This window comes from Spirosoma fluviale (assembly GCF_900230225.1).
Classification (GTDB): Bacteria; Bacteroidota; Bacteroidia; order Cytophagales; family Spirosomataceae; genus Spirosoma; species Spirosoma fluviale.
Map to the genome: position 1 here is coordinate 858,567 of NZ_OCNH01000001.1, position 24,106 is coordinate 882,672.

Annotated in this window: 19 protein-coding genes; 13 read left to right on the forward strand and 6 right to left on the reverse strand. The window is 51.8% G+C overall.

The features are described from left to right. The first annotated feature begins 58 nt into the window (after positions 1-58). The 13 genes from CRO74_RS03595 (at position 59) to CRO74_RS03655 (ending at position 18,381) form a co-directional block, all read left to right on the forward strand. Positions 59-1,591: a glycoside hydrolase family 43 protein gene (locus CRO74_RS03595; RefSeq protein WP_245877747.1), complete on the forward strand. Its 1,533-nt coding sequence runs from the start codon at positions 59-61 to the stop codon at positions 1,589-1,591. A 25-nt stretch (positions 1,592-1,616) separates the two neighbouring features. Further along, positions 1,617-3,563 carry a glycoside hydrolase family 97 protein gene (locus CRO74_RS03600; RefSeq protein ID WP_097126000.1) on the forward strand — a complete coding sequence of 649 codons (1,947 nt, stop codon included), beginning with the start codon at positions 1,617-1,619 and terminating at the stop codon, positions 3,561-3,563. A 78-nt stretch (positions 3,564-3,641) separates the two neighbouring features. Continuing rightward, positions 3,642-4,496: a sialate O-acetylesterase gene (locus CRO74_RS03605; protein ID WP_097124615.1), complete on the forward strand. Its 855-nt coding sequence runs from the start codon at positions 3,642-3,644 to the stop codon at positions 4,494-4,496. A 147-nt stretch (positions 4,497-4,643) separates the two neighbouring features. Then, entirely contained in the window at positions 4,644-5,564 is a 921-nt protein-coding gene (locus CRO74_RS03610; RefSeq protein ID WP_097124616.1) for an alpha/beta hydrolase, read from the forward strand. Between the two features lie 8 nt (positions 5,565-5,572). Then, positions 5,573-7,660: an alpha-L-fucosidase gene (locus tag CRO74_RS03615; RefSeq protein ID WP_097124617.1), complete on the forward strand. Its 2,088-nt coding sequence runs from the start codon at positions 5,573-5,575 to the stop codon at positions 7,658-7,660. Positions 7,661-7,838: 178 nt separating this feature from the next. Continuing rightward, positions 7,839-8,966: an esterase gene (locus CRO74_RS03620; RefSeq protein ID WP_097124618.1), complete on the forward strand. Its 1,128-nt coding sequence runs from the start codon at positions 7,839-7,841 to the stop codon at positions 8,964-8,966. Positions 8,967-8,987: 21 nt separating this feature from the next. Next, the gene (locus tag CRO74_RS03625; RefSeq protein ID WP_097124619.1) at positions 8,988-10,154 is read left to right on the forward strand and encodes an esterase; all 1,167 of its coding nucleotides are present in this window, start codon (positions 8,988-8,990) and stop codon (positions 10,152-10,154) included. 15 nt (positions 10,155-10,169) lie between these two features. Further along, complete coding sequence (locus CRO74_RS03630; protein WP_097124620.1) at positions 10,170-11,249, forward strand: esterase; 1,080 nt, start codon at positions 10,170-10,172, stop codon at positions 11,247-11,249. Between the two features lie 125 nt (positions 11,250-11,374). Beyond that, the gene (locus CRO74_RS03635) at positions 11,375-12,490 is read left to right on the forward strand and encodes an alpha/beta hydrolase-fold protein (protein ID WP_097124621.1); all 1,116 of its coding nucleotides are present in this window, start codon (positions 11,375-11,377) and stop codon (positions 12,488-12,490) included. A 63-nt stretch (positions 12,491-12,553) separates the two neighbouring features. Beyond that, positions 12,554-13,831, forward strand: coding sequence for a family 8 glycosyl hydrolase (locus tag CRO74_RS03640; RefSeq protein WP_245877748.1), 1,278 nt, complete (start codon positions 12,554-12,556; stop codon positions 13,829-13,831). A 28-nt stretch (positions 13,832-13,859) separates the two neighbouring features. Beyond that, entirely contained in the window at positions 13,860-15,011 is a 1,152-nt protein-coding gene (locus CRO74_RS03645; RefSeq protein ID WP_097124623.1) for an alpha/beta hydrolase-fold protein, read from the forward strand. 166 nt (positions 15,012-15,177) lie between these two features. Continuing rightward, a complete protein-coding gene (locus tag CRO74_RS03650; protein WP_097124624.1) occupies positions 15,178-17,100 on the forward strand; it encodes an alpha/beta hydrolase-fold protein in 1,923 nt (640 codons plus the stop codon). A gap of 177 nt (positions 17,101-17,277) precedes the next feature. Next, complete coding sequence (locus CRO74_RS03655; protein ID WP_097124625.1) at positions 17,278-18,381, forward strand: endo-1,4-beta-xylanase; 1,104 nt, start codon at positions 17,278-17,280, stop codon at positions 18,379-18,381. A 196-nt stretch (positions 18,382-18,577) separates the two neighbouring features. Here the strand turns inward: CRO74_RS03655 and CRO74_RS03660 are convergent, their stop codons facing one another. The 6 genes from CRO74_RS03660 to CRO74_RS03685 all read right to left on the reverse strand — a co-directional run bounded on the left by CRO74_RS03660 (position 18,578) and on the right by CRO74_RS03685 (position 24,059). Further along, complete coding sequence (locus tag CRO74_RS03660) at positions 18,578-19,726, reverse strand: aldose epimerase family protein (RefSeq protein ID WP_097124626.1); 1,149 nt, start codon at positions 19,724-19,726, stop codon at positions 18,578-18,580. Positions 19,727-19,970: 244 nt separating this feature from the next. Continuing rightward, positions 19,971-20,954, reverse strand: coding sequence for an ATP-binding cassette domain-containing protein (locus CRO74_RS03665; RefSeq protein ID WP_097124627.1), 984 nt, complete (start codon positions 20,952-20,954; stop codon positions 19,971-19,973). Positions 20,955-20,959: 5 nt separating this feature from the next. Further along, positions 20,960-22,162 (reverse strand): ABC transporter transmembrane domain-containing protein, encoded by a 1,203-nt coding sequence (locus tag CRO74_RS03670; RefSeq protein ID WP_097124628.1) that lies wholly within the window; start codon positions 22,160-22,162, stop codon positions 20,960-20,962. A 102-nt stretch (positions 22,163-22,264) separates the two neighbouring features. Continuing rightward, positions 22,265-22,774: a peroxiredoxin family protein gene (locus CRO74_RS03675; RefSeq protein ID WP_097124629.1), complete on the reverse strand. Its 510-nt coding sequence runs from the start codon at positions 22,772-22,774 to the stop codon at positions 22,265-22,267. Beyond that, positions 22,771-23,448, reverse strand: coding sequence for a hypothetical protein (locus CRO74_RS03680; RefSeq protein WP_097124630.1), 678 nt, complete (start codon positions 23,446-23,448; stop codon positions 22,771-22,773). The genes CRO74_RS03675 and CRO74_RS03680 overlap by 4 nt, the downstream gene beginning before the upstream one ends. A gap of 401 nt (positions 23,449-23,849) precedes the next feature. Then, a complete protein-coding gene (locus tag CRO74_RS03685) occupies positions 23,850-24,059 on the reverse strand; it encodes a hypothetical protein (RefSeq protein ID WP_097124631.1) in 210 nt (69 codons plus the stop codon). Between the last annotated feature and the right edge of the window lie 47 nt (positions 24,060-24,106).

A 24,106-nucleotide genomic window follows, 5' to 3' on the forward strand; every position in this document is an offset into this window, starting at 1 on the left:
ATTAAGCAACAAAAAATCTTTTTGGTCTGGTTTAACGATTGTGTTGCTGCTAACACAAATGTCGGCAATCGCGCAACAAGCTCATAACCCGGTCATTTTTGCCGACGTGCCGGACATGGCCATGATTCGGGTGGGCAATACGTACTACATGAGCAGTACAACCATGCACCTGAGTCCGGGGTTGCCAATAATGAAATCGAACGATTTGATCAATTGGCAGATGGTCGGGTATGCATACGATACGCTGACGAGCGTCGACGCAATGAGCCTGAACAACGGAAAAAGTACCTACGGGCGCGGCTCGTGGGCCAGCAGTCTGCGCTACCATAATGGCACGTACTACGCGACCACCTTTGCCCAAACCAGCGGCAGAACGCATATCTACACCACCAAAAACATCGAAAAAGGCCCATGGAAAGAAGTGTCGTTCAAACCCTCTTACCACGATCACAGCCTGTTTTTCGACGATGACGGCCGAACGTACCTGATCTATGGCGCGGGCAAACTCCGGTTGGTTGAACTCACAGCCGACGCATCAGGCGTGAAGCCCGGCACGACCGAGCAGGTCATTATCGAGAACGCCAGCACCCCATCAGGTACCGGTGGCGGCTTACCCGCCGAGGGATCGCAACTGTTCAAGGTGAAGGGCAAGTATTACCTATTCAACATCTCGTGGCCGCGTGGCGGTATGCGGACGGTAATCATTCACCGGGCCGACAAAATCACCGGGCCGTGGGAGGGTCGCGTGGCGTTGCAGGATATGGGCGTAGCACAGGGCGGGTTGATCGATACGCCCGATGGCCGCTGGTTCGCCTATCTGTTCCGCGATTTCGGCGGGGTGGGTCGGATTCCCTACCTGGTACCGGTCAAGTGGGAAGATGGCTGGCCGGTGCTGGGTGAGAACGGCAAAGTGCCCCAGACGCTCGACCTGCCCGCCGGCAAAGGCCTGATTCCCGGCATCGTCAACTCCGATGAATTTACCCGCAAAAAAGGCGATCCGGCCCTGCCGCTGGTCTGGCAGTGGAACCACAACCCCGACAACAGCCTTTGGTCGGTTTCGGAGCGGAAAGGGTTTCTGCGTCTGAAAACCGGACGCACCGACACCTCGTTCGTCATGGCCCGCAACACCCTGACCCAGCGCACCATCGGCCCGGAGAGTGCTGGATCGACCATGCTTGATGTGTCGAACCTGAAAGACGGTGACTTTGCGGGGTTGAGCCTGCTGCAAAAGAATTACGGTCTGGTGGGTGTAAAGGTCGAAAACGGTGCTAAGTCCATTGTGATGGTCAATGCCAGTTCGGGAAAACCGGTGGAGGTGCAGCGCGTTCCGTTGAGCCAGAAAACAGTCTATCTGAAAGCGGAGTGTGATTTCCGCGACCGAAAAGACACGGCTCATTTCTTCTACAGCCTCGATGGCAAGGCGTGGGCCGCTATCGGTGACGCCCTGAAAATGCCGTATACCATCCCGCATTTCATGGGCTACCGCTTTGGCCTTTTTAATTACGCCACCGCTTCGGTGGTCCGACCAGAAACCGGCGGATTTGCCGACTTCGATTACTTCAGAATTGAGCCTAAAATTTCTGGACAATAGGGTCCACTCGTTTATGAAAAACCAAATGAACTATACATTTCTCTTTTTTCTGTTAATCCCATTTTGGGTTAGTGCACAAACTACCAACTCGGTCGTAAGCAGCCCGGATGGAAAATTAGTAGTAACTGTATCATTGGAAAATGGCAAACCAGCCTATAGTGTTTCGCTAAATGAGAAATCGTTTTTGAGCAAATCACCGCTGGGCCTGAAAACCAATGTGGGCGACTTTTCGGAAGGGCTTGTCGTAGGTAAAGCAGCCACGATTACCAAAATTGACAAGTCATACGAGCTGCCGAATATCAAGAAAAGTAAGGTGCATTATGTAGCCAATGAAGGGGTAATTTCCTATTCAAAAGACAACCTTTCGGCTATTGACATCACGTTCAGAGTGAGCAACAACGATGTGGCATTCAGGTATAAAGTATATCCACAAAAAGCGTCGCGTTCGTGCGTGATCAATGAGGAAAAGTCCGGCTTTATACTGCCCGCCGGAACAACCACCTTTCTCTCGGCACAAAGCAAAGCGATGGTGGGTTTTGCCCGAACCATGCCCAGCTACGAAATTCCGTATACAGTCGACGATACACTGGGTAAAAACGGCCGAGGGAATGGCTACACGTTTCCCTGTCTGTTCAAAGTCAATAATACCGGCTGGGTATTGATTTCGGAAACGGGCGTCGACAGCCGGTATTGCGGAAGCCGCCTGCTGGGTCGTCCCGGTGGGTTGTATACGATTGGCTTTCCAATGCCGGACGAAAACAACGGCATCGGCACGTCGGCACCGGGTATTCCTCTGCCGGGCGAAACACCCTGGCGTACGATTACAGTCGGCGAAACCCTTGCCCCAATTGTGGAGACAACGGTGCCTTTCGATGTGGTTGAATCCCGTTACGAGGGGTCTCAAAAATACGAGTATACGAAGGGTTCGTGGAGCTGGATTATTGGCATGGACGGCCGAACGGTGTACAATGAGCAGGTTCGGTACATCGACTTCAGCGCGGCAATGGGCTACAAAACCGTTTTGGTCGATGCCCTTTGGGACACGCAGATTGGCCGTGAGAAAATGGCTGAACTGGCCAGGTATGGGGCCAGCAAAGGCGTTAGCCTGTATTTGTGGTACAACTCCAACGGCTACTGGAACGACGCCCCACAAGGACCACGGGGCATTATGGACAATACCATTGCCCGTCGCAAGGAAATGGCCTGGATGAAAAGCATCGGCGTGAAAGGCATCAAAGTCGACTTTTTCGGCGGGGATAAGCAGGAGACCATGAAGTTGTACGAAGACATCTTGTACGACGCCAACGACTACGGAATCCTGTGCATTTTCCACGGTTCGACACTCCCTCGTGGCTGGGAAAAAATGTACCCCAACTACGCAGCCAGCGAAGCGGTGTTAGCCAGCGAAAACCTGGCTTTTTCGCAGGGAAGTAATGACCGGGAAGCCTTCAACGCCACTATACACCCGTTTATCCGCAACACCGTGGGCAGCATGGACTTTGGCGGCAGTGCGCTGAACAAGTTTTACAATGCGAACAATACGCCAAACCGGGGCTCCAAACGGGTTACGTCTGACGTGTACGCCCTGGCAACAGCGGTCTTGTTTCAGAGTGCCGTGCAGCATTTTGCATTAGCCCCGAACAACCTTACCGATGCACCGGATTGGGCCATCGACTTCATGAAAACCGTGCCCACTACCTGGGATGAAGTTCGCTACATCGACGGCTATCCGGGCCGGTACGTAGTACTGGCACGTCGGCAGGGTACCAAGTGGTACGTGGCCGGGGTGAATGCTCAAAAAGAGCCAATTAAGCTGAAATTGAAATTACCCATGATTGCCGCCAATGCCGAGTATAAATTATACAGCGACGATGCGCAATTAACGGGCAAGGTAAGCACGGCAAAACTGCCGAAAAATCAGGAGGTAGACTGGGTGATCCCGACAAATGGGGCTGCGCTTCTGGTGAATTGAAACGTTTCCAGCGAATAGATAAGCAAGCGTACTTATTTCTGATTTTTCTGCCGACATTTTAAGACTACTAACAAAAAAATGAACATCAAGCACGTAGCACTCTTTATAGCTGGCTTTTCTCTGCTGAATTTCACCGCGTTTTCTCAGGACAAAAACTTCCATATTTACCTCTGTTTCGGGCAATCCAATATGGAGGGGAACGCCAAAATTGAACCGCAGGATACGGTCAACGTGAACCCCCGTTTTCAGGTGATGGAAGCCGTAGACTGTCCGGCTATCAACCGGACGAAAGGGAATTGGTATACCGCCAAACCGCCCCTTTGCCGGTGCCGTACGGGGCTTACCCCCGCCGATTATTTCGGTCGCGAGCTGGTGGCGAACCTGCCCGAAAAAGTCCGGGTGGGTGTGATCAACGTAGCCGTGGGGGGCTGCAAAATCGAACTGTTCGACAAAGATCAGTATACGTCATACACCACTGACGTACCTGGCTGGATGAAGAACATGATCAAGGAATACGACGGGAATCCTTACGGCCGACTGGTCGAGATGGCGAAGTTGGCGCAGAAAGACGGCGTCATCAAAGGCATTCTGCTGCACCAGGGTGAATCGAACACGGGCGATACGCTGTGGACCAAAAAGGTAAAAGTGGTGTACGACAACCTGATGCACGACCTGGATCTGAAGCCTAAAAAAGTACCACTGCTGGCCGGCGAAACAGTAAGCGCTGACCAGAATGGCAAATGTGCGAGCATGAATAAGATCATAGCTTCGCTCCCGCAAACGATCAAAAATGCCCACGTGATCTCGTCGACAGGTTGTACCGATTCTGCCGACGACCTGCATTTCAATGCCGCCGGTTATCGGGAGTTAGGGAAGCGGTATGCGGCTCAAATGTTGTCATTGCTTGGGTATAAGCCCACGGCGACGAATTAAAAGAAGAATATGGGCTTGTGATGGCTGATTGTTTTTGTCATCCCGACGCAGGAAGGATCTTCGGAAACAAACATTTTCAAGCATACACTGAAGATCCCTCCTGCGTCGGGATGACAAAATCTCTAAATGACACTAGCCCCTAACAATATGAAACGCTTTAGTTTTAAAAATACATACATCATAGCCGCGCTGGTAAGCGGACTGCTACTGGCATCGCTGATCACCAACGCGCAGGAGATCATTCCCTTGTATGCCACTGCCGTTCCCAATTCCAAAGCATCCGATGTGCAGGAAACGGGAATGGAAACGGGCATTCTGAAAGGGATTACCAAACCCACCCTTGAGTACTTTAAACCAGCACCCGACAAAGCATCCGGCGCGGCCGTCATCATCATTCCCGGTGGCGGCTATGGCGTGGTAGTGTACAATGGCGAGGGCGTCAATACCGCTAAAGCAATGGCTGAAAAAGGCATAGCGGCCTTTGTGTTGAAATACCGATTGCCCAGCGACGCCATTATGCCCGATAAGAAGATTGGTCCGTTGCAGGATGCCCAGCAGGCCATTAAACTAGTGCGCGAAAATGCTGCTAAGTGGGGCATCGACCCCGCTAAGGTAGGCATCATGGGCTTTTCGGCGGGTGGGCACCTGGCCTCTACGGCAGCTACGCACTTCGAGAAAGCGTATGTCGATAACACCAGCAACACTAGTCTGCGGCCCGATTTTCAAATTCTGATTTATCCGGTCATCAGCATGCAGGACAGCCTGACACACGGCGGCTCACACGACGGCCTGTTGGGCAAAAACCCCTCGAAGCAGGACGTTGATCTGTTCTCTAACGAGCTGCAGGTACGGGCAAATACGCCCCCAACGTACCTGACCCACGCAGCCGACGATAAGCTGGTCGATGTAGACAACAGCATCGTGTTTTTCGAGAAGCTCCGACGTCAGAAAGTACCCGTCGAGATGCACATCTACCCCAAAGGTGACCACGGCTTTATTTTCCGGCACCCCGGCTGGATGGAACCTCTGTTTGCATGGATGACGATCAATAATTGGCTCACTAAATAAGCTTGACTATGCGTAAGACCTTACTCGTTCATATAGCGTTTTGGTTGCTGACCGGTCTTTCCGGATTGGCCCAGCCAACTCCGCCGAAACCCGTTGGGCCGCTGCCCAGCGAGAACCAGTTGCGCTGGCAGAAAATGGAATACTACGCCTTCATCCACTTTTCGATCAACACCTATACCGACATGGCCTGGGGCCTTGGCAACGAAGACCCGAAGCTGTTTAATCCCACCAAACTGGATTGTCGGCAATGGGCGCGGATTTGTAAAGAGGCCGGTATGACAGGCATCATTTTTACGGCTAAGCACCATAGCGGCTTCTGCCTCTGGCCGTCGAAATACACCGACTACTCCGTAAAAAATGTACCCTGGCGCAATGGCAAAGCCGATATCGTGCGTGAACTGGCTGATGCCTGCAAAGAATATGGTCTGAAATTCGGCGTGTACCTCTCGCCCTGGGACCGGAACCACGCCGACTACGGTAAGCCCGAATACATCACCTACTTCCGCAACCAGTTGACGGAGTTGCTGACCAACTACGGCGATATCTTCGAAGTCTGGTACGATGGGGCCAATGGCGGGTCGGGCTATTACGGCGGGGCCAACGAGACGCGCAAGATCGACGCCAAAACGTACTACGACTGGCCGAACACGTACAAACTCGTTCGGAAACTCCAGCCCAACATCGTCATCTGGAACGACGGTGGCGACCGCGCCGACCTGCGCTGGGTGGGTACCGAAGCCGGATACGTCGGCGAAACCAACTGGAGCTTACTGAATGCCACTGGCGATGTGCCGGAGGAACAATTGCGGCATGGTGTCGAAAATGGCAATGCCTGGGTGCCTGGCGAAGTCAACACCTCCATCCGGCCCGAATGGTTTTACCACGAACGCGAAGACAGGAAGGTGAAAACGTTGCCCCAACTGATGGATACATACTATAATTCCGTTGGACGAAATGGGACTCTGCTGCTCAATTTTCCGATCATGCCCAACGGACTGATTCACGAGTTAGACGAAAAAGCGGTGCAGGCCTTTGCCAACGCCAGGAAAGAAGCCTTCGCGGTAAATCTGGCTAACAATGCAAAAGCGACAGCGTCACAGGTACGCGGTAAAAGCGCTACCTACGACGCCGGTAAAGCCATTGATGCCGACCCGGAAAGCTACTGGGCGACAGATGACAACGTCCGTACCGGATCATTGACGCTGAATTTCAATAAACCCACGGCGTTCAATCGCTTTCTGGTACAGGAACCCATTCGGTTGGGGCAGCGGGTCAAAGCGTTTATCGTTGAGGCCTTTGTTAATGGCAACTGGAAAGAGATCGCCAAAGAAACAACCATTGGGTATAAACGTATCCTCCGCTTCCCGACCGTCGAGGCCACGCAACTGCGGCTGACGATCCTGGATGCCAAGGGCAGTCCGTTGATTTCCAACATGGAAGTCTACAAAGCCCCACTGATTCTGACGCCCCCCGTTGTCACCCGCAATCAGGCCGGGGATATTCAGATCAAACCGGGCGATACTGAATCAGAACTATACTACACTCTCGACGGCAGCACGCCAACGGCATCATCAAGCAAATACACGGCTCCCGTAAAAACCGGTAACGGCAAAGTGGACTTAAAGGCAATTGCCCACAATCCGTTCACGAAGCAAAGCAGCGTGGTCAGTGAAGAAAAATTCGACATTGCCCGTAGAAACTGGAAAGTTGTGAGTACCGATGCAAAATCGGCCTATCAGGCACTGGATGGTAATCCGGGTACGTCGTGGCAGCAACCGAAAAGCCAAGCGATGCCCGTCGACCTGGTTGTTGATTTGGGCAAAGAAGAAAATCTGGTCGGCTTCCGGTATTTACCGGCTCAAAACTGGTGGGAAGAAGCCAGTATCATTACCCACTATGAGTTTGACGTATCCACCGATAACGCTAACTGGAAACGGGTCAGCGAGGGCGAGTTTTCGAACATTAAAAATAGCCCCGTCTGGCAAACCAAACCCTTTGGGCCGACCAAAGCCCGATACATTAAACTGCGCGCCCTGAAAAACACGCAGGAGGGTTCGGCATCAGGCTATTCGGAAGTGGATGTTATTACCCAGTGAAGAGTTGTTGTAGACCCGTTTTTGTCATTCAGCTTTTTTGTCATCCCGAGGCAGGAGGGATCTTCTGTAGCCGGAGGTTTTCTAGCCTTACCCGAAGATCCCTCCTGCCTCGGGATGACAAAAAAAGGATGAAAAAACAACTCTCAATGAAAAACAGAACCTAAACCTTAACTAAACCATGAACCAACAACTACTCCGCCAATTCTGGCTTCTGCTAGCTCTGATTAGCCTGTACGCCAGAGCAATGGCACAGCCACCCGGAGGCCCCGTCGTAGTATCACCACAGGTGAACGCCGACAATACGGTCACGTTTCGATTGCAGGCACCCACGGCCAAAGACGTAAAATTGAATGCACAGTTCGAGAAAACGCCGGTCGCCATGACCAAAGACGCGCAGGGCGTCTGGAGCGTGACGGTGGGGCCAGTGAAGCCGGACATGTACCCGTATTCGTTCGTGGTCGATGGTATTTCGGTAGCCGATCCCAAAAACTCCGCCATCTTTCCGAATGAAGGGTTTCAAAATAGCGTAGTTGAGATAACCGGTTCTACGCCCTTAGTCCACACCCTTCAGAACGTACCTCACGGCACGCTATCGTACCGCTACTACACCTCGCCTGAGCTGGGGCAACGGCCCGTGGTGGTTTACACCCCACCGGGTTACGAAGCCGACACAAAGGCAACGTACCCAGTGCTTTATCTGCTGCATGGGACTACGGATTTGGAGGAAACCTGGACGAAAGTCGGGCGGGCCAATATCATTCTGGATAACCTGATTGCGCAGGGGAAAGCCAAACCCATGATCATTGTGATGCCCTACGGACGTGCATATCCGGTGATCAGTAAATCGTCGGGAAGCCTCCGCAACTGGGATAATCTACAGGAGTTCAAGAAAGATTTTATGGGCAACCTGTTCCCGTTTGTGGAGAAGAACTACCGGGTAAAGAAAGACAAAGACAGTCGGGCTATTGCCGGATTTTCGGGTGGTGGTGGCGAAACGCTCTACCTGGGTTTGAACAATCCCGATCTGTTTAGCTGGGTTTGCGGCTTCGCGCCGGGTATGCTGAAAGAAGAGTTTGATCGGAACAACGCGACGGCTTTTGCCAACCCTGCCCAAACCAACCAGCGCCTGAAGTTATTCTGGATCGGCGTCGGGAAAGAGGATATGCTCTACCCGGTCATCAACGATTACCTGAAGGTGCTTGACGAGAAAAAGATCATACACGAAACGCTGATTTCGGACGGTGGCCATACCTGGATGAACTGTAAACTCTACCTGTCGACCATCGCCCAGAAACTGTTTAAGTAGCCCTTTTCAAACCCATACCGAATGAAATCCTGTAAACAAACAACGATCCGGGCAACGCTCATTGCTGCCCTCCTTTTCGCGGTCGGTATCCTCCGTGCCCAGCCGCCACGCGGCCCGCTGGTAGTGTCGCCCCAGGTAAACGCCGACAAGACCGTCACCTTTCGCTATCAGGCTCCGCAGGCCAAAGCGGTGGAACTGAGCGCGCAGTTTGAAAAAGCACCCGTGCCCATGACCAAAGATGCGCAGGGCATCTGGAGCGCGACCGTCGGGCCCGTCAAACCGGACATTTACCCGTACAACTTTCGGGTGGATGGCGTATCGGTCATGGACCCCGCCAATGTCGCGTTTTTCCCCAACGAGCGGTTCAAGGCCAGTTTGGTCGACGTCCCTGGTGATACGCCCCTCGTTCATGCCATGAAGGACGTACCCCACGGGTCGATCAACTACGAGTACTACCCGTCGCTGGAAGGCACAACCGGCTCGGTTGTCGTGTATACGCCACCGGGTTACGATCAGTCGCCAACCAAAAAATACCCCGTTTATTACCTCATTAGTGGCACGACAGATACCGAAGAGACCTTCTTCAAAGTCGGCAAAACCAACCTGATTCTGGATAACCTGCTGGCGGAAGGCAAGGTGAAACCGATGATCATCGTGATGCCCTACGGCAACATTGCGGCTCGCGTAGCCGAGCAAAAGGGCGGTACCAAACCCGGCGATCCAACCGTGCGCGATGGGGCCGACGCGGTGAAACGGGCCAACGATTTCACGACCGATCTGGTCAGTAACGTTATTCCGTACGTCGAGAAGAACTACCGTGCTATTCCAAACCGGGAGAACCGGGCCATTGGTGGGTTTTCGCGCGGGGGCGGGCAAACGCTCCGGGCGGCTTTCAGCAACATGGACAAGTTTGCGTACGTATGCGCCTACAGTTCGTACCTGTCGCCCCAGGAGATGGATGGAAATTTCAGCCAGATTGTTGCCAAACCCGAGCAGACCAACAAGCAACTGAAACTGCTGTGGGTGAGTGTTGGCAGCGACGATTTTCTGCACAAAGGCACGGTGGAATTTATGGATTACCTGAAAGCGAAAAAGGTGAATTACAAAAGCCTGATTACCGACGGGGGCCACACCTGGATGAACGTGAAAACCTACGTTGCCGCCACCACGCCACTGCTGTTCCAATAATAAATCTATTCGCCCATGAAACGTATTCTATCTATTCTGCTGGCTATTCTATTTTCGGGAATTTCGGTAGTGGCCCAGCAACGCCCGCCCGCCATCAGCTCGCCCGATGTGCATAAAGACCACAGCATCACGTTCCGCTTCTTTTCCCGAAACGCGAAAAAAGTGACGGTTTCCGGCGAGTTTCTGAAAGCGCCCGTTGCCATGATCAAAGACACGTCGGGTATCTGGAGCGTGACGGTGCCGCCGGTCAAGCCCGACATTTACCCGTATAGCTTTATGGTCGACAGCGTGTCAATCGCTGACCCGAACAACACCTACATCTTCGCCAATGAGCGGTTCAAGCGCAGCATCGTCGACGTACCCGGCGATCAGCCGCTGGTGCATTCGTTGCAGAACGTACCTCACGGCAAAATCAGCTACCGATATTACAAGTCAGGTACGTTGAGCACAACGCGGCAATTGCTGGTGTACACGCCCCCCGGTTTCAACCCTAACGGCAAGACCAAGTACCCGGTGCTGTACCTGATTCACGGCGGCTCCGACACAGAGGAGACCTGGACCAAAGTGGGCCGTGCCAACCTAATTGCCGACAACCTGATTGCGCAGGGAAAAGCCAAACCCATGCTGATCGTGATGCCCTACGGCAACGTTCGTCCGGCGCCAATGGCTGATTTTACGAAAGACATGGTCAACGACATCGTGCCGTTTGTGGAGGCCAACTACCCGGTCATCAAGGAAAGCAAAGGCCGGGCTGTGGCGGGCTTTTCGGTCGGTGGCGGGCAGACGCTGAACATCGGCCTGACCAACCCCGATAAATTTGCCTATGTGTGTTCATACGCGCCCTACACGGCTACGGAGGAGTTCAAAGCGAACTTCGCCAACTGGTCGCCGAACGCGGAGCAGATGAATAAGCAGTTGAAATTATTCACCGTCAGTGTTGGCACCGACGACTTTCTGTACGAGCCGGTGAAGCAGAACATCGCCATGTTTACCGAAAAGAAAATCAACGTCAAACCGCTCATCGTGCCGGGCGGCCATACCTGGATGAACTGCAAACTGTACCTGGCCGATACATTGCCGCAGTTGTTTAAGTAGAGACGCAATCCCTTGCGTCTCCTCATGCGTCAGCAATACCATCCGGGCACGTAAAGACGCGAAGGGTCGCGTCTCTACACAAAACACAACCCATTTCATTTTTCCTAACATAAACTAATAACCAAATGACCCTCAAAACCCTAGCTGCATTCGTGGTAGCCACGATGATCAGCATCAGCAGTTACTCGCAAACGGCCTCGGCCATTGCGGAAGATTTCAAACCCTCCTCGCTGAATCAGCCGGGGCAGGAGTATCCGCAGGTAAACTCGCAGGGTTACGCCCGATTCCGGATACTGGCTCCCAAAGCCGATAGCGTGAAAGTGAGCCTGGGCCTCGGCGGACGGGGCGGCACCATCCTCAAAAAAGGGAACGACGGTTACTGGACCGGCACTACGGAAGGCCCGATGGATGAAGGCTTTCACTACTACAACGTAACGGTTGACGGCGGGAAATTCAACGATCCCGGTGCCAAGAACTACTACGGATCTGTTCGGTGGGAGAGTGGCATTGAAATACCTGCTCACGATCAGGATTTCTACGCGCTGAAAGACGTTCCTCACGGTAATGTGCAGCAGATTCTGTTCCCCTCGAAAAGCACGGGTACACCGCGCCGGGCGTTTGTATATACGCCACCGGGCTACGAGAAAGAGAAGTCGAAAAAATATCCGGTGCTGTACCTGCAACACGGCTGGGGCGAAGACGAAACTGCCTGGAGTAATCAGGGACATGCCAACCTGATCATGGACAACCTCATCGCCGAAGGCAAAACCAAGCCATTCATTATCGTGATGACCTACGGCATGACCAACGAGGTGAAGTGGGGGAAAATGCGCGATTTCAAGATCGACGGCTTTCAGACCGTGCTGACCGAGGAGTTAATTCCCTACGTGGACGCCAACTTCCGCACCGTAAGTAACCGCGATAACCGGGCTATGGCTGGCCTCTCAATGGGCGGCATGGAAACGAAAACGATCACCCTCAACAAGCCGGAGGTGTTTGGGTACTACGGCCTGCTGAGCGGTGGCGTCTACGCGCCGGACGACCTTAACGGCAAAGCCAAACCAAAGCTCGTGTTCATTAGCTGTGGTGGCAAAGAACGGCCCGATGGTGTAAACAAATCGGCCACAGACCTGAAAGCCGCCGGTTACAATGCTGTTTCGTACGTATCGGACAAGACAGGTCACGAATTCCAGACATGGCGTCGGAGCCTGCACGAGATGGCTCCGTTGCTGTTTAAGTAGGCTATTTTTTGTCATCCCGACCTTCGTCGGGATGACAAAAAATGCCGATACTCAACCAACTCTATGATACAATCAATACGAATGAAAGGAAAGCGCAGAATCAGTTTGTGGCTGGTGCTGGTAATATTATGTTGTGGTCAGGGTGTCGTCTTGGGACAAAGCCAAAAGACAAGTAAGCCCAACTACCGGAACCTGTTTCGGGAAGCGGGCTACAAACAGGCCGACATCGACGCGAAACTGGCGAAGGCGTACCACGACGTGTTTGAAGGCCCCAACAAAGTCTATTTCGAAGTGGGCGATACAATGGCGTATGTGTCGGACGTGAAGAACAAAGACGCCCGCACCGAAGGGCTGTCGTATGGCATGATGGTGGCGGTGCAGCTTGGCAAGAAAGACGTGTTCGACCGGATCTGGCGGTGGTCCAAAAAGTATCTGCAGCATCAGAGCGGGCCACGGGAAGCGTACTTTGCGTGGAGCATCAATCCGCAGACGATGAAGAAGAACTCGGAAGGTTCAGCCTCCGATGGCGAGTTGTATTACATCACCAGTCTGCTGTTTGCGGCCAACAAATGGGGCAACAATACCGGCATCAATTACTACGGCGAAGCCCGACGGATTCTGGATGCCATGTGGAAGAAAGACGGTACCGGCAACATCTACAACCTGATCAACACCGACGCCAAACAGATTTCGTTTGTACCCGAAGGCAACAACTACAAATGGACCGACCCGTCGTATCACCTGCCTGCTTTTTATGATGCCTGGGTGCTGTACGCCAAAGACGGGCACGAAGCATTTTACAAAGAATGCGCCGATACCTCGCGGGTTTTTCTGCACCGCGCCTGTCACCCGGTAACGGGCCTTAACGCGGATTACACCGAGTTTAGCGGCAAACCACACGACACCCGCTGGTCGATCTCGGCGTTTCGTTACGATTCGTGGCGCGTGCCCATGAACATTTCTATGGACTATACCTGGTCTGGGAAAGACAAAGCCTGGCAGGAAGATTACGCCAAACGGTTCCAGAATTTCCTGCGCTCGAAAGGCATGGACTCTTACGAAGACCAGTTTAACCTTGATGGCTCACGGCCTGAGACTATTCTTCAGGCTGGACCGGTGAAAAAGCTTCGGCACTCCATTGGGCTGGTGTCCACAGCCGCTACCTTGTCATTGATCAACAAAGAAAAGAACAGCCTCGATTTTGTTCATGCCCTGTGGAACGCCAAGCTGGAGCCGTTCGACGATGGCTATTTCGACCCGTATTACGATGGGCTGCTCTATGTGTTCAGCCTGATGCATTTGAGCGGCAAATACCAGATGATCACGCCACAGGCGAAATAAATCTCTCAGTAATTCCTAAACCTTTACCATGAAACGATTAATCGCATTACTCATCGGGGCAATAACCCTGACGGTACCGGCCCTGGCTCAGACCACTGGCGTACCGGCCTCGACCAATATTCCGGGGCAGAAATACCCGCAGATTCTGCCCGACAATCGGGTGGTGTTTCGCGTGAAAGCGCCCGACGCCCGCAAGCTGCAAATCGACCTGATGAAGAAGTACGATATGGTGAAAGATACCAGCGGCTTCTGGACCGTCACGACGGAGCCCGTCGGGGAAGGCTTTCACTACTACTCGCTCATTGCCGACGGTATCGCCATCTGCGACCCGGCGAGTCAGACGTTTTACGGTATGGGGCGCATGGCCAGCGGCATCGATATTCCGGATAAAGACATGGACTATTATCAGCCAAAAAATGTGCCGCATGGTCAGGTACGTTCGGTCAACTACTATTCTGAGATGACCAAAGCCTGGCGTCGGGCTAACGTCTACACGCCAGCCGGTTACGACGAAAATCCGAAGAAACGCTACCCCGTACTGTACCTGCAACACGGCTCGGGCGAAGACGAAACCGGCTGGCCAACCCAGGGTAAAATGGACATGATTCTCGACAACCTGATTGCCGAGGGCAAAGCAACGCCGATGATCGTGGTGATGGAACGCGGCTACGCAACCGACCCGACACGTCCCGTTAGTACAACGGCGAGCGGCCCAGCCAGTATGAATAGCAATGTGTTTCCTGAGGTGCTGGTGAAAGAAGTAATTCCGATGATCGACAAGTCGTTCCGAACGCTGACCGACCGCGACAACCGGGCCATGGCGGGGCTGTCGATGGGCGGTTTTCAGACCTTCCAGACCACAATGACCAATCTCGACAAGTTTGCCTACATCGGAGGATTCAGCGGGGCGGGTCGTTTGCAACCGGGTGCCGACATCAAACAGGCCTACGACGGTGCCTTGGCCGATCCCGATGCGTTTAACAAGAAGATGAAAGTGGTCTATGTAAGCATCGGTACGAAGGAGCCGGAGCGGATGTACACCGGCGTGAAAGGCTTCCACGAAGCCCTTGACAAAGCGGGCATCAGGCACGTGTATTACGAGTCGCCGGGTACGCTGCACGAGTGGCAAACCTGGCGTCGGTCACTCCGGCAGTATGCGAGTTTGATTTTTAAGAAGTAAGCTTTTTGTCATCCCGTTTTTTGTTATCCCGAGGCAGGAGGGATCTTCGGGTGAGGCTGAGAATCCCTCTAGCTGCCGAAGATCCCTCCTGCCTCGGGATGACAAAAAAGGCGGCCTAATACTTCCTCAGAATGCCAAAAACGCAGTGTATTAAAACCTTCAAACTATGAAACGACTCCTTGTACTAGCGACAGCTATCGGCATTTTCTGCGGTAGCAGTTACGCGCAGAAAATTGAGAAAGAAGGCCCAAAAGGCTTCGATCAGGTACGTTCGGGCATTGCTACCGGCAAGCTCGATTCTATTGCCTATCCGTCGAAAACGGTTGGCACCACCCGAAAAGCCCTCGTTTACACGCCACCGGGCTACAACAAAAAGACGAAATACCCGGTGCTGTATCTGTTGCACGGCATCGGTGGAGATGAAAAAGAATGGCTCAAGGGCGGCAATCCGCAGGTCATTCTGGACAATCTCTATGCCGAAAATAAGCTCCAGCCCATGATCGTGGTGATGCCTAACGGCCGCGCCATGAAAGACGACCGAGCCGTGGGCAACGTATTCGAAAAAGATAAAGTAGAAGCCTTCGCCACTTTCGAGAAAGACCTGCTGAACGACCTGATTCCGTTTGTCGAGAAGAAGTACCCTACGCTGACCGACCGCGAGCACCGCGCCATTGCGGGCCTATCGATGGGGGGCGGGCAATCGCTGAATTTTGGTTTGGGGAATCTAGACAAATTCGCCTGGGTAGGCGGCTTCTCATCGGCCCCGAACACGAAAACCCCGCAGGAGTTGATGCCGAATCCAGCCGATGCCAAACAGAAGCTGAAACTGCTCTGGATTTCGTGCGGAGATGCCGACGGCCTGATCACCTTCAGCAAGCGGACCCACGACTACCTGTATCAGAACGGCGTGCCGCATATCTATTATGTGGAGCCGGGCGGGCACGATTTCAAGGTTTGGAAGAACGGACTGTACATGTTCTCACAGTTCCTCTTCAAGCCCGTCGATGTGGCTTCGCTGACGAAATATAGCGTCTTGGGAACGCCCGCATCGACCAACATCCGCAACGCCAAATACCCGCAGATTTTACCGGATAACCGAGTGGTATTCCGCATGAAAGCGCCCGACGCTAAAAAAGTGCAGGTCGATCTGGGTAAGAAATACGACATGGTGAAAGACACCAGCGGCTTTTGGACCGCCACCACCGATTCTATCAGTCGCGGCTTTCATTACTACTCCCTGCTGATCGACGGGGTCGCCATTGCTGATCCAGCCAGTGAATCGTTTTACGGCATGAGCCGCATGGCGAGCGGTATAGAAATTCCCGACAAAGACGGGGCTTTTTATGCCATGAAAGACGTACCTCACGGCGACATCCGCATCAAGCGTTACCTCTCCAAAGCCACGAACAGCTGGCGCGAAATGTACGTGTACACCCCGCCCGGCTACGACAAATCGACCGACAAGTACCCGGTGCTGTACCTGTTGCACGGCGGGGGCGAAGATCAGCGCGGCTGGTCGACGCAGGGCAAAACGGACATGATTCTCGATAACCTGATTGCCGAAAGGAAAGCGAAGCCGATGATCATTGCCATGCTCGACGGCAATGTAAGCGCCGGTGGACTGGCGGGTTTCAACGAGAACGTGTTGAAGGCCTTTGAAAATGAGTTAAAACTCGGCGCTATTCCCTTCGTGGAAAGCAATTTCCGGGCTGAAACCGACGCCAAACACCGGGCACTCGCGGGCCTGTCGATGGGCGGGTTGCAGACGCTCTATGCGGGTATCAAGAACAACAACATGTTCTCGTCGCTGGGCGTGTTCAGTTCGGGCTGGTTCGCCAATAACCCGGCGCTAACCGACCCGCAGTATGCCTTCATGAAAGAGAATGCGTCAGCCATCAATACCAACCTGAAACCCCTCTGGATTTCGATGGGTGGCAAGGAAGACATCGCCTACCAGAACTGCCAGGTGATGATGAAAAAGTTCGACGAAATGGGCGTCAAGTACAACTACAGCGAATACGCCGGTGGGCACACATGGCCGGTCTGGCGGCACGATCTGTTCCTGTATTCGCAGGAGCTGTTTAAGTAAATGAAAGAAATGCGGTTTGAGTTTTTTTGTCATTCCGAGGAACGAGGAATCTTCTGTGAATGGAGATATTATCAGCCTCACCCGAAGATTCCTCGTTCCTCGGAATGACAAAAAAACACATGGCCCACCTAGCGAAAACTTGTCCAAAACTCAACTCAAAAACTACCGATACTATTTATGAGAAATCAAGTAATCACCCTCAGTACGGCAGCATGGCTTAGTCTGTCCCTACTGCCTACTGCCGCGTCAGCGCAGAAGATTCCTTCGCTGAAGGATACCTTCAAAAAGGACTTCGGCATCGGCACCTGTCTAAATAATGCTCAGATCGAAGAGCGCGACCCGGCAACGACGGCTTTCATTGCGAGTCAGTTCAACATGGCCACGCCCGAAAATATCATGAAATCGGCGCTGTTGCACCCGAAGTGGGATACCTACGATTTTACGATGGGCGATAAGCTGATTGCATTCGGCAAAAAGCACAACATCAAGATCAACGGGCATACGCTGATCTGGCACAGTCAGTTACCGCCGTTCATTCGCGGAATCAAGAGCGCGGATTCAATTCGGACGTTCTTTACGGATCACATCAAAACCGTCGCCGGTCACTATAGCGGTAAGGTTTACTCGTGGGATGTGGTCAACGAAGCATTGAATGAGGATGGCACTATGCGAAAGTCCGTATTTCTCCAGCATCTGGGGGATGACTTTGTAACCGAAGCGTTCCGGCTGGCGCAGCAGGCATCGCCTAAAACGGAACTGTACTATAATGATTACAACAACGAACAACCCAAAAAGCGGGCGGGTTGTATTGAGCTAGTCAAAAAGATAAAAGCCGCCGGGGTACGTATCGACGGGGTGGGTATTCAGGGCCACTGGCACGTGGGGAAAGTACCGCTGAAAGACATTGAAGAAAGCATTTTGCAATACTCGGCTTTGGGCGTGAAGGTTATGTTTACGGAGCTGGACATCGAAGTGCTGCCCCGTAACTTTCAGGGAGCTGATGTGGGTCAGCGCATGACCGCCAATGCCCAGTCGAATCCTTATCCCGAATCCTTACCCGACAGCGTACAGAACCAGCTAGCCGCTGATTACGAAGCGCTGTTCAAGTTGTTTTTGAAGCACAAAGACAAAGTCACCCGTGTCACGTTTTGGGGTGTCAACGACGGCGATAGCTGGTTAAATGGCTGGCCCATTCGCGGTCGGACCAATTACCCGCTACTCTTCGACCGCAAGAATCAGCCCAAGCCTGCCTTTGAGAAAGTTATTGCGCTTAAAAAGTAACGGTTAAAGGCCAATGCAGCTTGAATTTGAGTCAAATTCAAGGTAGTGATACACATGCATTACCGCAAGGATTAACCAGAGAGCCGCAAAGCACACAGAGATTGACAGGGGAAGAAAGCACCTCCATCAATCTCTGTGTGCTTTGCGGCTCTCTGGTTAAATTTTATTTAGTTGGCAACGTATCCCTCGACTTGAGTTATTTAGTCGAAAAATTATAGACCGTTATGCTTCGATACGTCTCGCCCGGCCGGAGAACGGTCGACGGGAAGTTGGGTTTGTTGGGTGAATCGGGGAAGTGTTGCGTTTCGAGGCAAATGCCAAAACGTTTTGTATAAGCAACACCTTCTTTTCCTTTTAAGCCGTTCAAGTGATTGGCGGTGTAAACCTGTACCCCCGGTTCGGTGGTGTACATAGTCATGAGTCGGCCACTTTCCGGGTCGTGTACCGTTGCCCCCAGTCTGAGTTTGTTGGCAGGGCCGTCAAGTACCCAGCAGTGGTCGAAGCCCGAACCGTATTTGATCTGAACGTTCGTCGTGTCGTTTATGCGAGTACCTACCACGGTGGGTTTGGTAAAGTCGAACGGTGTGCCCTTTACCGGTTCGATAGCTCCGGTGGGAATCTGGCTGGCATCGGTGGGTAGAAACGAATTGGCTTTGATCATCAACGCATACCCCAGCACATCCCGCTTCATGCCCGACAGATTGAAATAGGCGTGGTTGGTCAGGTTCAACACCGTTGGTTTATCGGTAGTTGCCAGATAGGTAATGCGCAGTGAGTTGTCTCTTTGCAGGGTATAAGCAACCTCTACAGACAAATTTCCGGGGTAGCCTTCTTCGCCATCGGCGGAAGTGTAGGTGAGTTTCAGAGTTGGCTCGTTACCATCTACGGGCGTGGCATTCCATAGTTTTTTGTCGAAGCCAACCCGTCCGCCGTGAAGTTGGTTGCCCCGGCTGTTGGGTGTCAGCACATACTCCTTTCCATCCAGCGTGAATTTGGCACCACCAATTCGATTGCCAAACCGACCGATGATGGGTCCCAGACTAGGCGTGCCTTTCAAGTAATCGGCAAAGGTGGGCATCCCCAGAATAATATCTTCGTAAGTACCCGACTTATCGGGGGCGGTCATCGACACGATATACCCGCCGTAATTGGTAATTTTAACGGTCATACCGGCCGCGTTCCGAAGCGTGAACAGGTCTGCTTCCCGACCATCGGGGAATTGTCCAAAAACTGTTTTTTCGATACCAGCCATTTTTTTGATCGGTGGGGTGGGCGTTGGCCCGGCGTAGCCGTTTAACAGGCTAAGTGCTAGGTTCAGCAATAGGGTAGGAGCAAAGAATTTCATGGTTGTAAAGGTTTAGGTTGGTTGTAGTGCCGACCGTCCCGGTTGGGTGTGACATAGCATATGCTGTTTTCACCCGACCGGGACGGTCGCCGGAGCGGCACTACGTTACTCTAAGTAGATATTTCGGTTCATATACTGTGTTTTCGGCTGACAATTCCTGTAAGTTTGACAGGGAGCCGTGATAGAAAAAAGCCCCCGATTCGTAGGCGAATCGGGGGCAACAAAAAAGCTGGGTACGACTATTTTACATCAGAATCAATTCCGGTTGAGGCTCATTTTCTTTACTGCAAACTGGACTATTCAGGCCTTGAAGTACGCCATTCGTGATTGAATACACTCGGTTTGCTGTCTTTGTCAGACTAAATTTATGCGTAATTAAAAGGATGGTCAGGTGTGGCCGCAACTGATCGAGTAAATTCATGACAAACTGCTCCGTGTGTTTATCCATAGCCGCCGTTGGTTCATCGAGGAGAATTAACTGCGGCTTTTGATACAAGGCTCGTGCCAGAGCAACCAGTTGCCGCTGTCCTCCCGATAGATTGATCCCGTTTTCGCCCAATAGCGTCAAATATCCCTGTGGAAAGTCTTCGAAGTAATGAGCGAATCCTGACTGTTGGCAGAACCTGACAATTTTATCCGCTTCCGTTGCTGTGTTGCTCAGACCGATATTATCGAGCAAGGTGCCGTTGCATAGCTTCGTATGCTGAGGCACAACGCCGATGGTTTGTCGCCAGGTAGCCGTATCCAGTGTATTCCAGTCGACTCCGTTTACGCTGATCTGCCCCGACTCTAGTGCATAAAATCGTTGAATCAGTTGGAGTAAGGTACTTTTGCCGTGTCCACTTTCGCCAAGCAGGGCAACCAGTTCTCCTTTCCGGATAGTCAGCGCAATATTTTCCAACAGCAATGGGCGACCCGGAAAGCGGAAGTGCAGGGCATCTATCGTGAGGGACTCGAATCTGAAGGCCGACCTACTTTCCTGATCTGCATGTACGAGTTTCTGATACTCAGGTTGAAGGTGGGTGTACTCATACATCCGGTCGAAGGCTACATTGGCTTCCTGAATCTGAATGTTGGTCATGGCCAACCCGGCTACAGCCGGGAGAATACTGCCCACGACTGTCAGAATCGCCATCATTTCGCCCAGTTGCAACGATTTGTCGACAACCAGAAAGGACGTAATAGCTAGTAACCCGGCTATGAGTAAAGCACTGATCAACTCGGCCATTAGGTTTAAACGCAATCCAACCCCCGACAGGAATACACTTTATTCTGGAAATTAACGTAAACGGCTTTTGTAATGGTGCTGAAAAAGGGCTCCCGATTGGTTGCCTTGATCACATCGACTCCCTGAATGGTATCGACATAATTGCTTTCGGTGTGAGCCGATGCCGCCATAACCTGTCGCTGCCCGTCGATGATGCGCTGGTGATACCGCCAAACCAACCCGCCGTAGAGTGGAATGCTGACCAGACTCAGTAGTCCGATCCAACCCGAGAAGGTAAATAAATACCCCACCGACACCAGCACGACCAGTACGTTGATAACCACCGTTCCCGTCAGGTGACTAATGGCTCGCTGAATGCGGCTTGTGTCGTTCAGGCGGGCCACGAGTTCGCCGGTTTTGCGGCTATCGAAAAATGACTTGGGCAGATACAGCAACGCTTCATAAAATCGGTTAATGATGCGGTTGTTGAAATCACGGCTTTGCCGGTTCAGCAGAAAACCCCGCAGGTAATTGACCACCGCCCGTGCCACCAGTAAAAACGTCAGCAGCAAGAGACCCAGCATCAACCGGGTGGATTCGTGTTTGGGGAGAATTTCGTCAATCAGTTTTTGTGAAAAAATGGCTGTCGATAAGCCCAGTCCGGCGGTTACAATGCCTAATCCTGTCGAAATAGCCAATAGCTGCGTGTCTTCCCGGACCAGACTGAACAGCCATTGGCGTTTGGCTTTTTGTTCGTCACGCTGATGCTGTAAGGATGCATTGGGGGTTAGAGTCAACAGAATTCGCGACGACCAGAGGGCGGTCAGCTCTTGAGTCGTGTACGTCAATAGCCCCTGTGCAGGATCGCCGATGATGAATAGTTGCCGGGTGGCGTCCCAACCGTAGCAGACAATATAATGCTGTAGCCGTTGCCCGGTTGGCCCGTTGTCGATGAGCACACGCAGAATGACCGGCTCGCTGACATCTGTTTTCAGGTTTTCCACGGAGTCGGCTTCCATACCCTCGGCATCGAAACCAATTTGCGAGGCAGCCTGATAGAGTCCCAACAACAAGGTACCCTGTGGGTCAGTGCCACTCAGTTCGCGCAACCGTTCCAGCCGACTACGCCCCCCATAATTCGCTAGCAGCGACGCCAGACAGGCTACCCCACAATCGGCCTGTCCCTGTTGCCGAACAATCGTTTTTTCGATGTGTTTGAGGGACTTCATACGATGGGATGGTTAACATACTGAACCAATAGGCAAAGCAGTAGCAGCAGAACAAAAATCGTCTGTTCCATAATGAGAAGGAGTCTGGACGGGTAGGCTTAATTAGAGATGACGGGCAATGGCTTCTACGCTGGTTTCGCCCCGGAAGCGTTTCGATAGCGAACCGTCGGCATGATAAATGAGCACATCGGGAACAGCCACAAACCCGAAGGTTTCATAAGCCGTTTTTTTGTCCATATGAGCTACCTGCACATTGAGCAAGTCGTGGAGTTGATGTGCTTTGGCGAAGGTCGTCAAGGTAGGTAACGGGGCCGACGAAAGCAGGATAACCTGGGCAGTGTTTAGCAAAGCCGCTTTCTGGCGAAGTTCATCGGCCTCGCGCTGGCAATGATCGCAATCGGGATCGAAATAAACAATTACCGCTGGTCGGTTGCCTATGGTGGCAGAGTTTACGATTGAACGGTTGAGGGTATACGCGGTGAAGGCAGGTAGCGTTTGAATTCGTTCGGCGGTTTTCTGTTTGTGATGCAGCTTGGTCGTGAATCCCCAACTTAGATAGGCAATCAGGCCAGCTATTAGTATAGGTAAGCCCCATTTTAAGTACGTTCTCATGACAGGCTAACGGTTAAAAACATGACAAAAACAACCCAGACCAGCAAACCCGATCCATATGAAGCGGCCACTAGTCCAAACGCTTTGGGCATAGGCGTTTCAATGACCTGCGAGACACCATAGGCCAGTACGAGCCAGTACGCCAGTTCAAACAGATTGCCGAGTTGTAATGGATACGCTAGCCAGGGGGCTATGGCTGTTGGCTCGAAGAAGTTGAGTACGCTAAGCGGATAGAAATACTGTAAGTCCTGAAGGCTATAATCCGGCTGCACGAACAGAAACCAGATCAGTTTGATAACCGACGGGAGCAGTAGCACCAGTTCAGCCTGAATGGCTACCCGAAAAAATGATTTGAATACCCACCGATCAGCCGCGAAGTAATAACCCAGGCTAATGCAGGCAGCGACGAGGGAGAATTTTAGCAGGTTAAAAATAGGTATGATGATATAAGCCAGCCACGACCATTCATGATTTTGAGCGATAGCTTTTTGGATTTGCTCATACGTCATTTGCTCGGCAAGGGCGTTGAAATAAAGTTCGTCGGACAGTAAAAGATGTTGGCCTGAAAATGTTAGCAGTAAGCTAACGACCGTTATTGCAGCAAATAACAACCAGCCATTTTCTGAAGGAGGTTTTTCGATATCCTGTAATGATAGAGTGTTGGAAAGGTGCATCTTCTTAATTCAAGATTATTTGGTGGACATTTTTTTACGAAAACGGGTTCTTCTTTTTCCGGGCTCGGTTTCCAATACCAGCAGCAATTAGTATGAGAAGGACAATGAGTGTAGTGGTCATTTATTCGATTTAGTTTTCATATTTCATTAAGAATAAATATTGCGTTTTATTTTTTTAAAAAAATGTAAATCGGATAAGAAAATATTATGACAAGAAATGACACGAGAATTAACCTGTCAGACCAATTCGATACATTATATATTTGTTTAATCATAAGTATGAACAATAAAAAACAGATAAATAATTTTGCAATTTTCATAATTCAAATTTGTTTAGTGCTTCCTCCTACTTCATGGTTGAAATTAATATGGGTAGATGATTACCTCTACCCATATTAAATTTATTGAAATTTGCCTTTACTGTCTCCGTAGAAACAGACTCCAATTGCAATTCCCAACATAGCTGCTCCAAAACCACCTGTAAGGGCCCCCATCAATCCAAGGGCAGCTGTTCCTCCCATTACTGTAGCACAGAAAGCAGCTCCAGCATCCTTAACTCCATCTGTTCCGCCGTGTGTAAAAGCCATATGACCTTTTGAAATAGTTTTCATGGTTTCTGATATTTTATAGATGAATATATTTTGACACACCAGCCATG

What these genes read in the sequence shown, in the direction of transcription:
- CRO74_RS03595 (WP_245877747.1), top strand. Translation starts at nt 59, where the DNA reads ATGTCGGCAATCGCGCAACAAGCTCATAACCCGGTCATTTTTGCCGAC.
- CRO74_RS03600 (WP_097126000.1), top strand. Translation starts at nt 1,617, where the DNA reads ATGAACTATACATTTCTCTTTTTTCTGTTAATCCCATTTTGGGTTAGT.
- CRO74_RS03605 (WP_097124615.1), top strand. Translation starts at nt 3,642, where the DNA reads ATGAACATCAAGCACGTAGCACTCTTTATAGCTGGCTTTTCTCTGCTG.
- CRO74_RS03610 (WP_097124616.1), top strand. Translation starts at nt 4,644, where the DNA reads ATGAAACGCTTTAGTTTTAAAAATACATACATCATAGCCGCGCTGGTA.
- CRO74_RS03615 (WP_097124617.1), top strand. Translation starts at nt 5,573, where the DNA reads ATGCGTAAGACCTTACTCGTTCATATAGCGTTTTGGTTGCTGACCGGT.
- CRO74_RS03620 (WP_097124618.1), top strand. Translation starts at nt 7,839, where the DNA reads ATGAACCAACAACTACTCCGCCAATTCTGGCTTCTGCTAGCTCTGATT.
- CRO74_RS03625 (WP_097124619.1), top strand. Translation starts at nt 8,988, where the DNA reads ATGAAATCCTGTAAACAAACAACGATCCGGGCAACGCTCATTGCTGCC.
- CRO74_RS03630 (WP_097124620.1), top strand. Translation starts at nt 10,170, where the DNA reads ATGAAACGTATTCTATCTATTCTGCTGGCTATTCTATTTTCGGGAATT.
- CRO74_RS03635 (WP_097124621.1), top strand. Translation starts at nt 11,375, where the DNA reads ATGACCCTCAAAACCCTAGCTGCATTCGTGGTAGCCACGATGATCAGC.
- CRO74_RS03640 (WP_245877748.1), top strand. Translation starts at nt 12,554, where the DNA reads ATGATACAATCAATACGAATGAAAGGAAAGCGCAGAATCAGTTTGTGG.
- CRO74_RS03645 (WP_097124623.1), top strand. Translation starts at nt 13,860, where the DNA reads ATGAAACGATTAATCGCATTACTCATCGGGGCAATAACCCTGACGGTA.
- CRO74_RS03650 (WP_097124624.1), top strand. Translation starts at nt 15,178, where the DNA reads ATGAAACGACTCCTTGTACTAGCGACAGCTATCGGCATTTTCTGCGGT.
- CRO74_RS03655 (WP_097124625.1), top strand. Translation starts at nt 17,278, where the DNA reads ATGAGAAATCAAGTAATCACCCTCAGTACGGCAGCATGGCTTAGTCTG.
- CRO74_RS03660 (WP_097124626.1), bottom strand. Translation starts at nt 19,726, where the DNA reads ATGAAATTCTTTGCTCCTACCCTATTGCTGAACCTAGCACTTAGCCTG.
- CRO74_RS03665 (WP_097124627.1), bottom strand. Translation starts at nt 20,954, where the DNA reads ATGGCCGAGTTGATCAGTGCTTTACTCATAGCCGGGTTACTAGCTATT.
- CRO74_RS03670 (WP_097124628.1), bottom strand. Translation starts at nt 22,162, where the DNA reads ATGAAGTCCCTCAAACACATCGAAAAAACGATTGTTCGGCAACAGGGA.
- CRO74_RS03675 (WP_097124629.1), bottom strand. Translation starts at nt 22,774, where the DNA reads ATGAGAACGTACTTAAAATGGGGCTTACCTATACTAATAGCTGGCCTG.
- CRO74_RS03680 (WP_097124630.1), bottom strand. Translation starts at nt 23,448, where the DNA reads ATGCACCTTTCCAACACTCTATCATTACAGGATATCGAAAAACCTCCT.
- CRO74_RS03685 (WP_097124631.1), bottom strand. Translation starts at nt 24,059, where the DNA reads ATGAAAACTATTTCAAAAGGTCATATGGCTTTTACACACGGCGGAACA.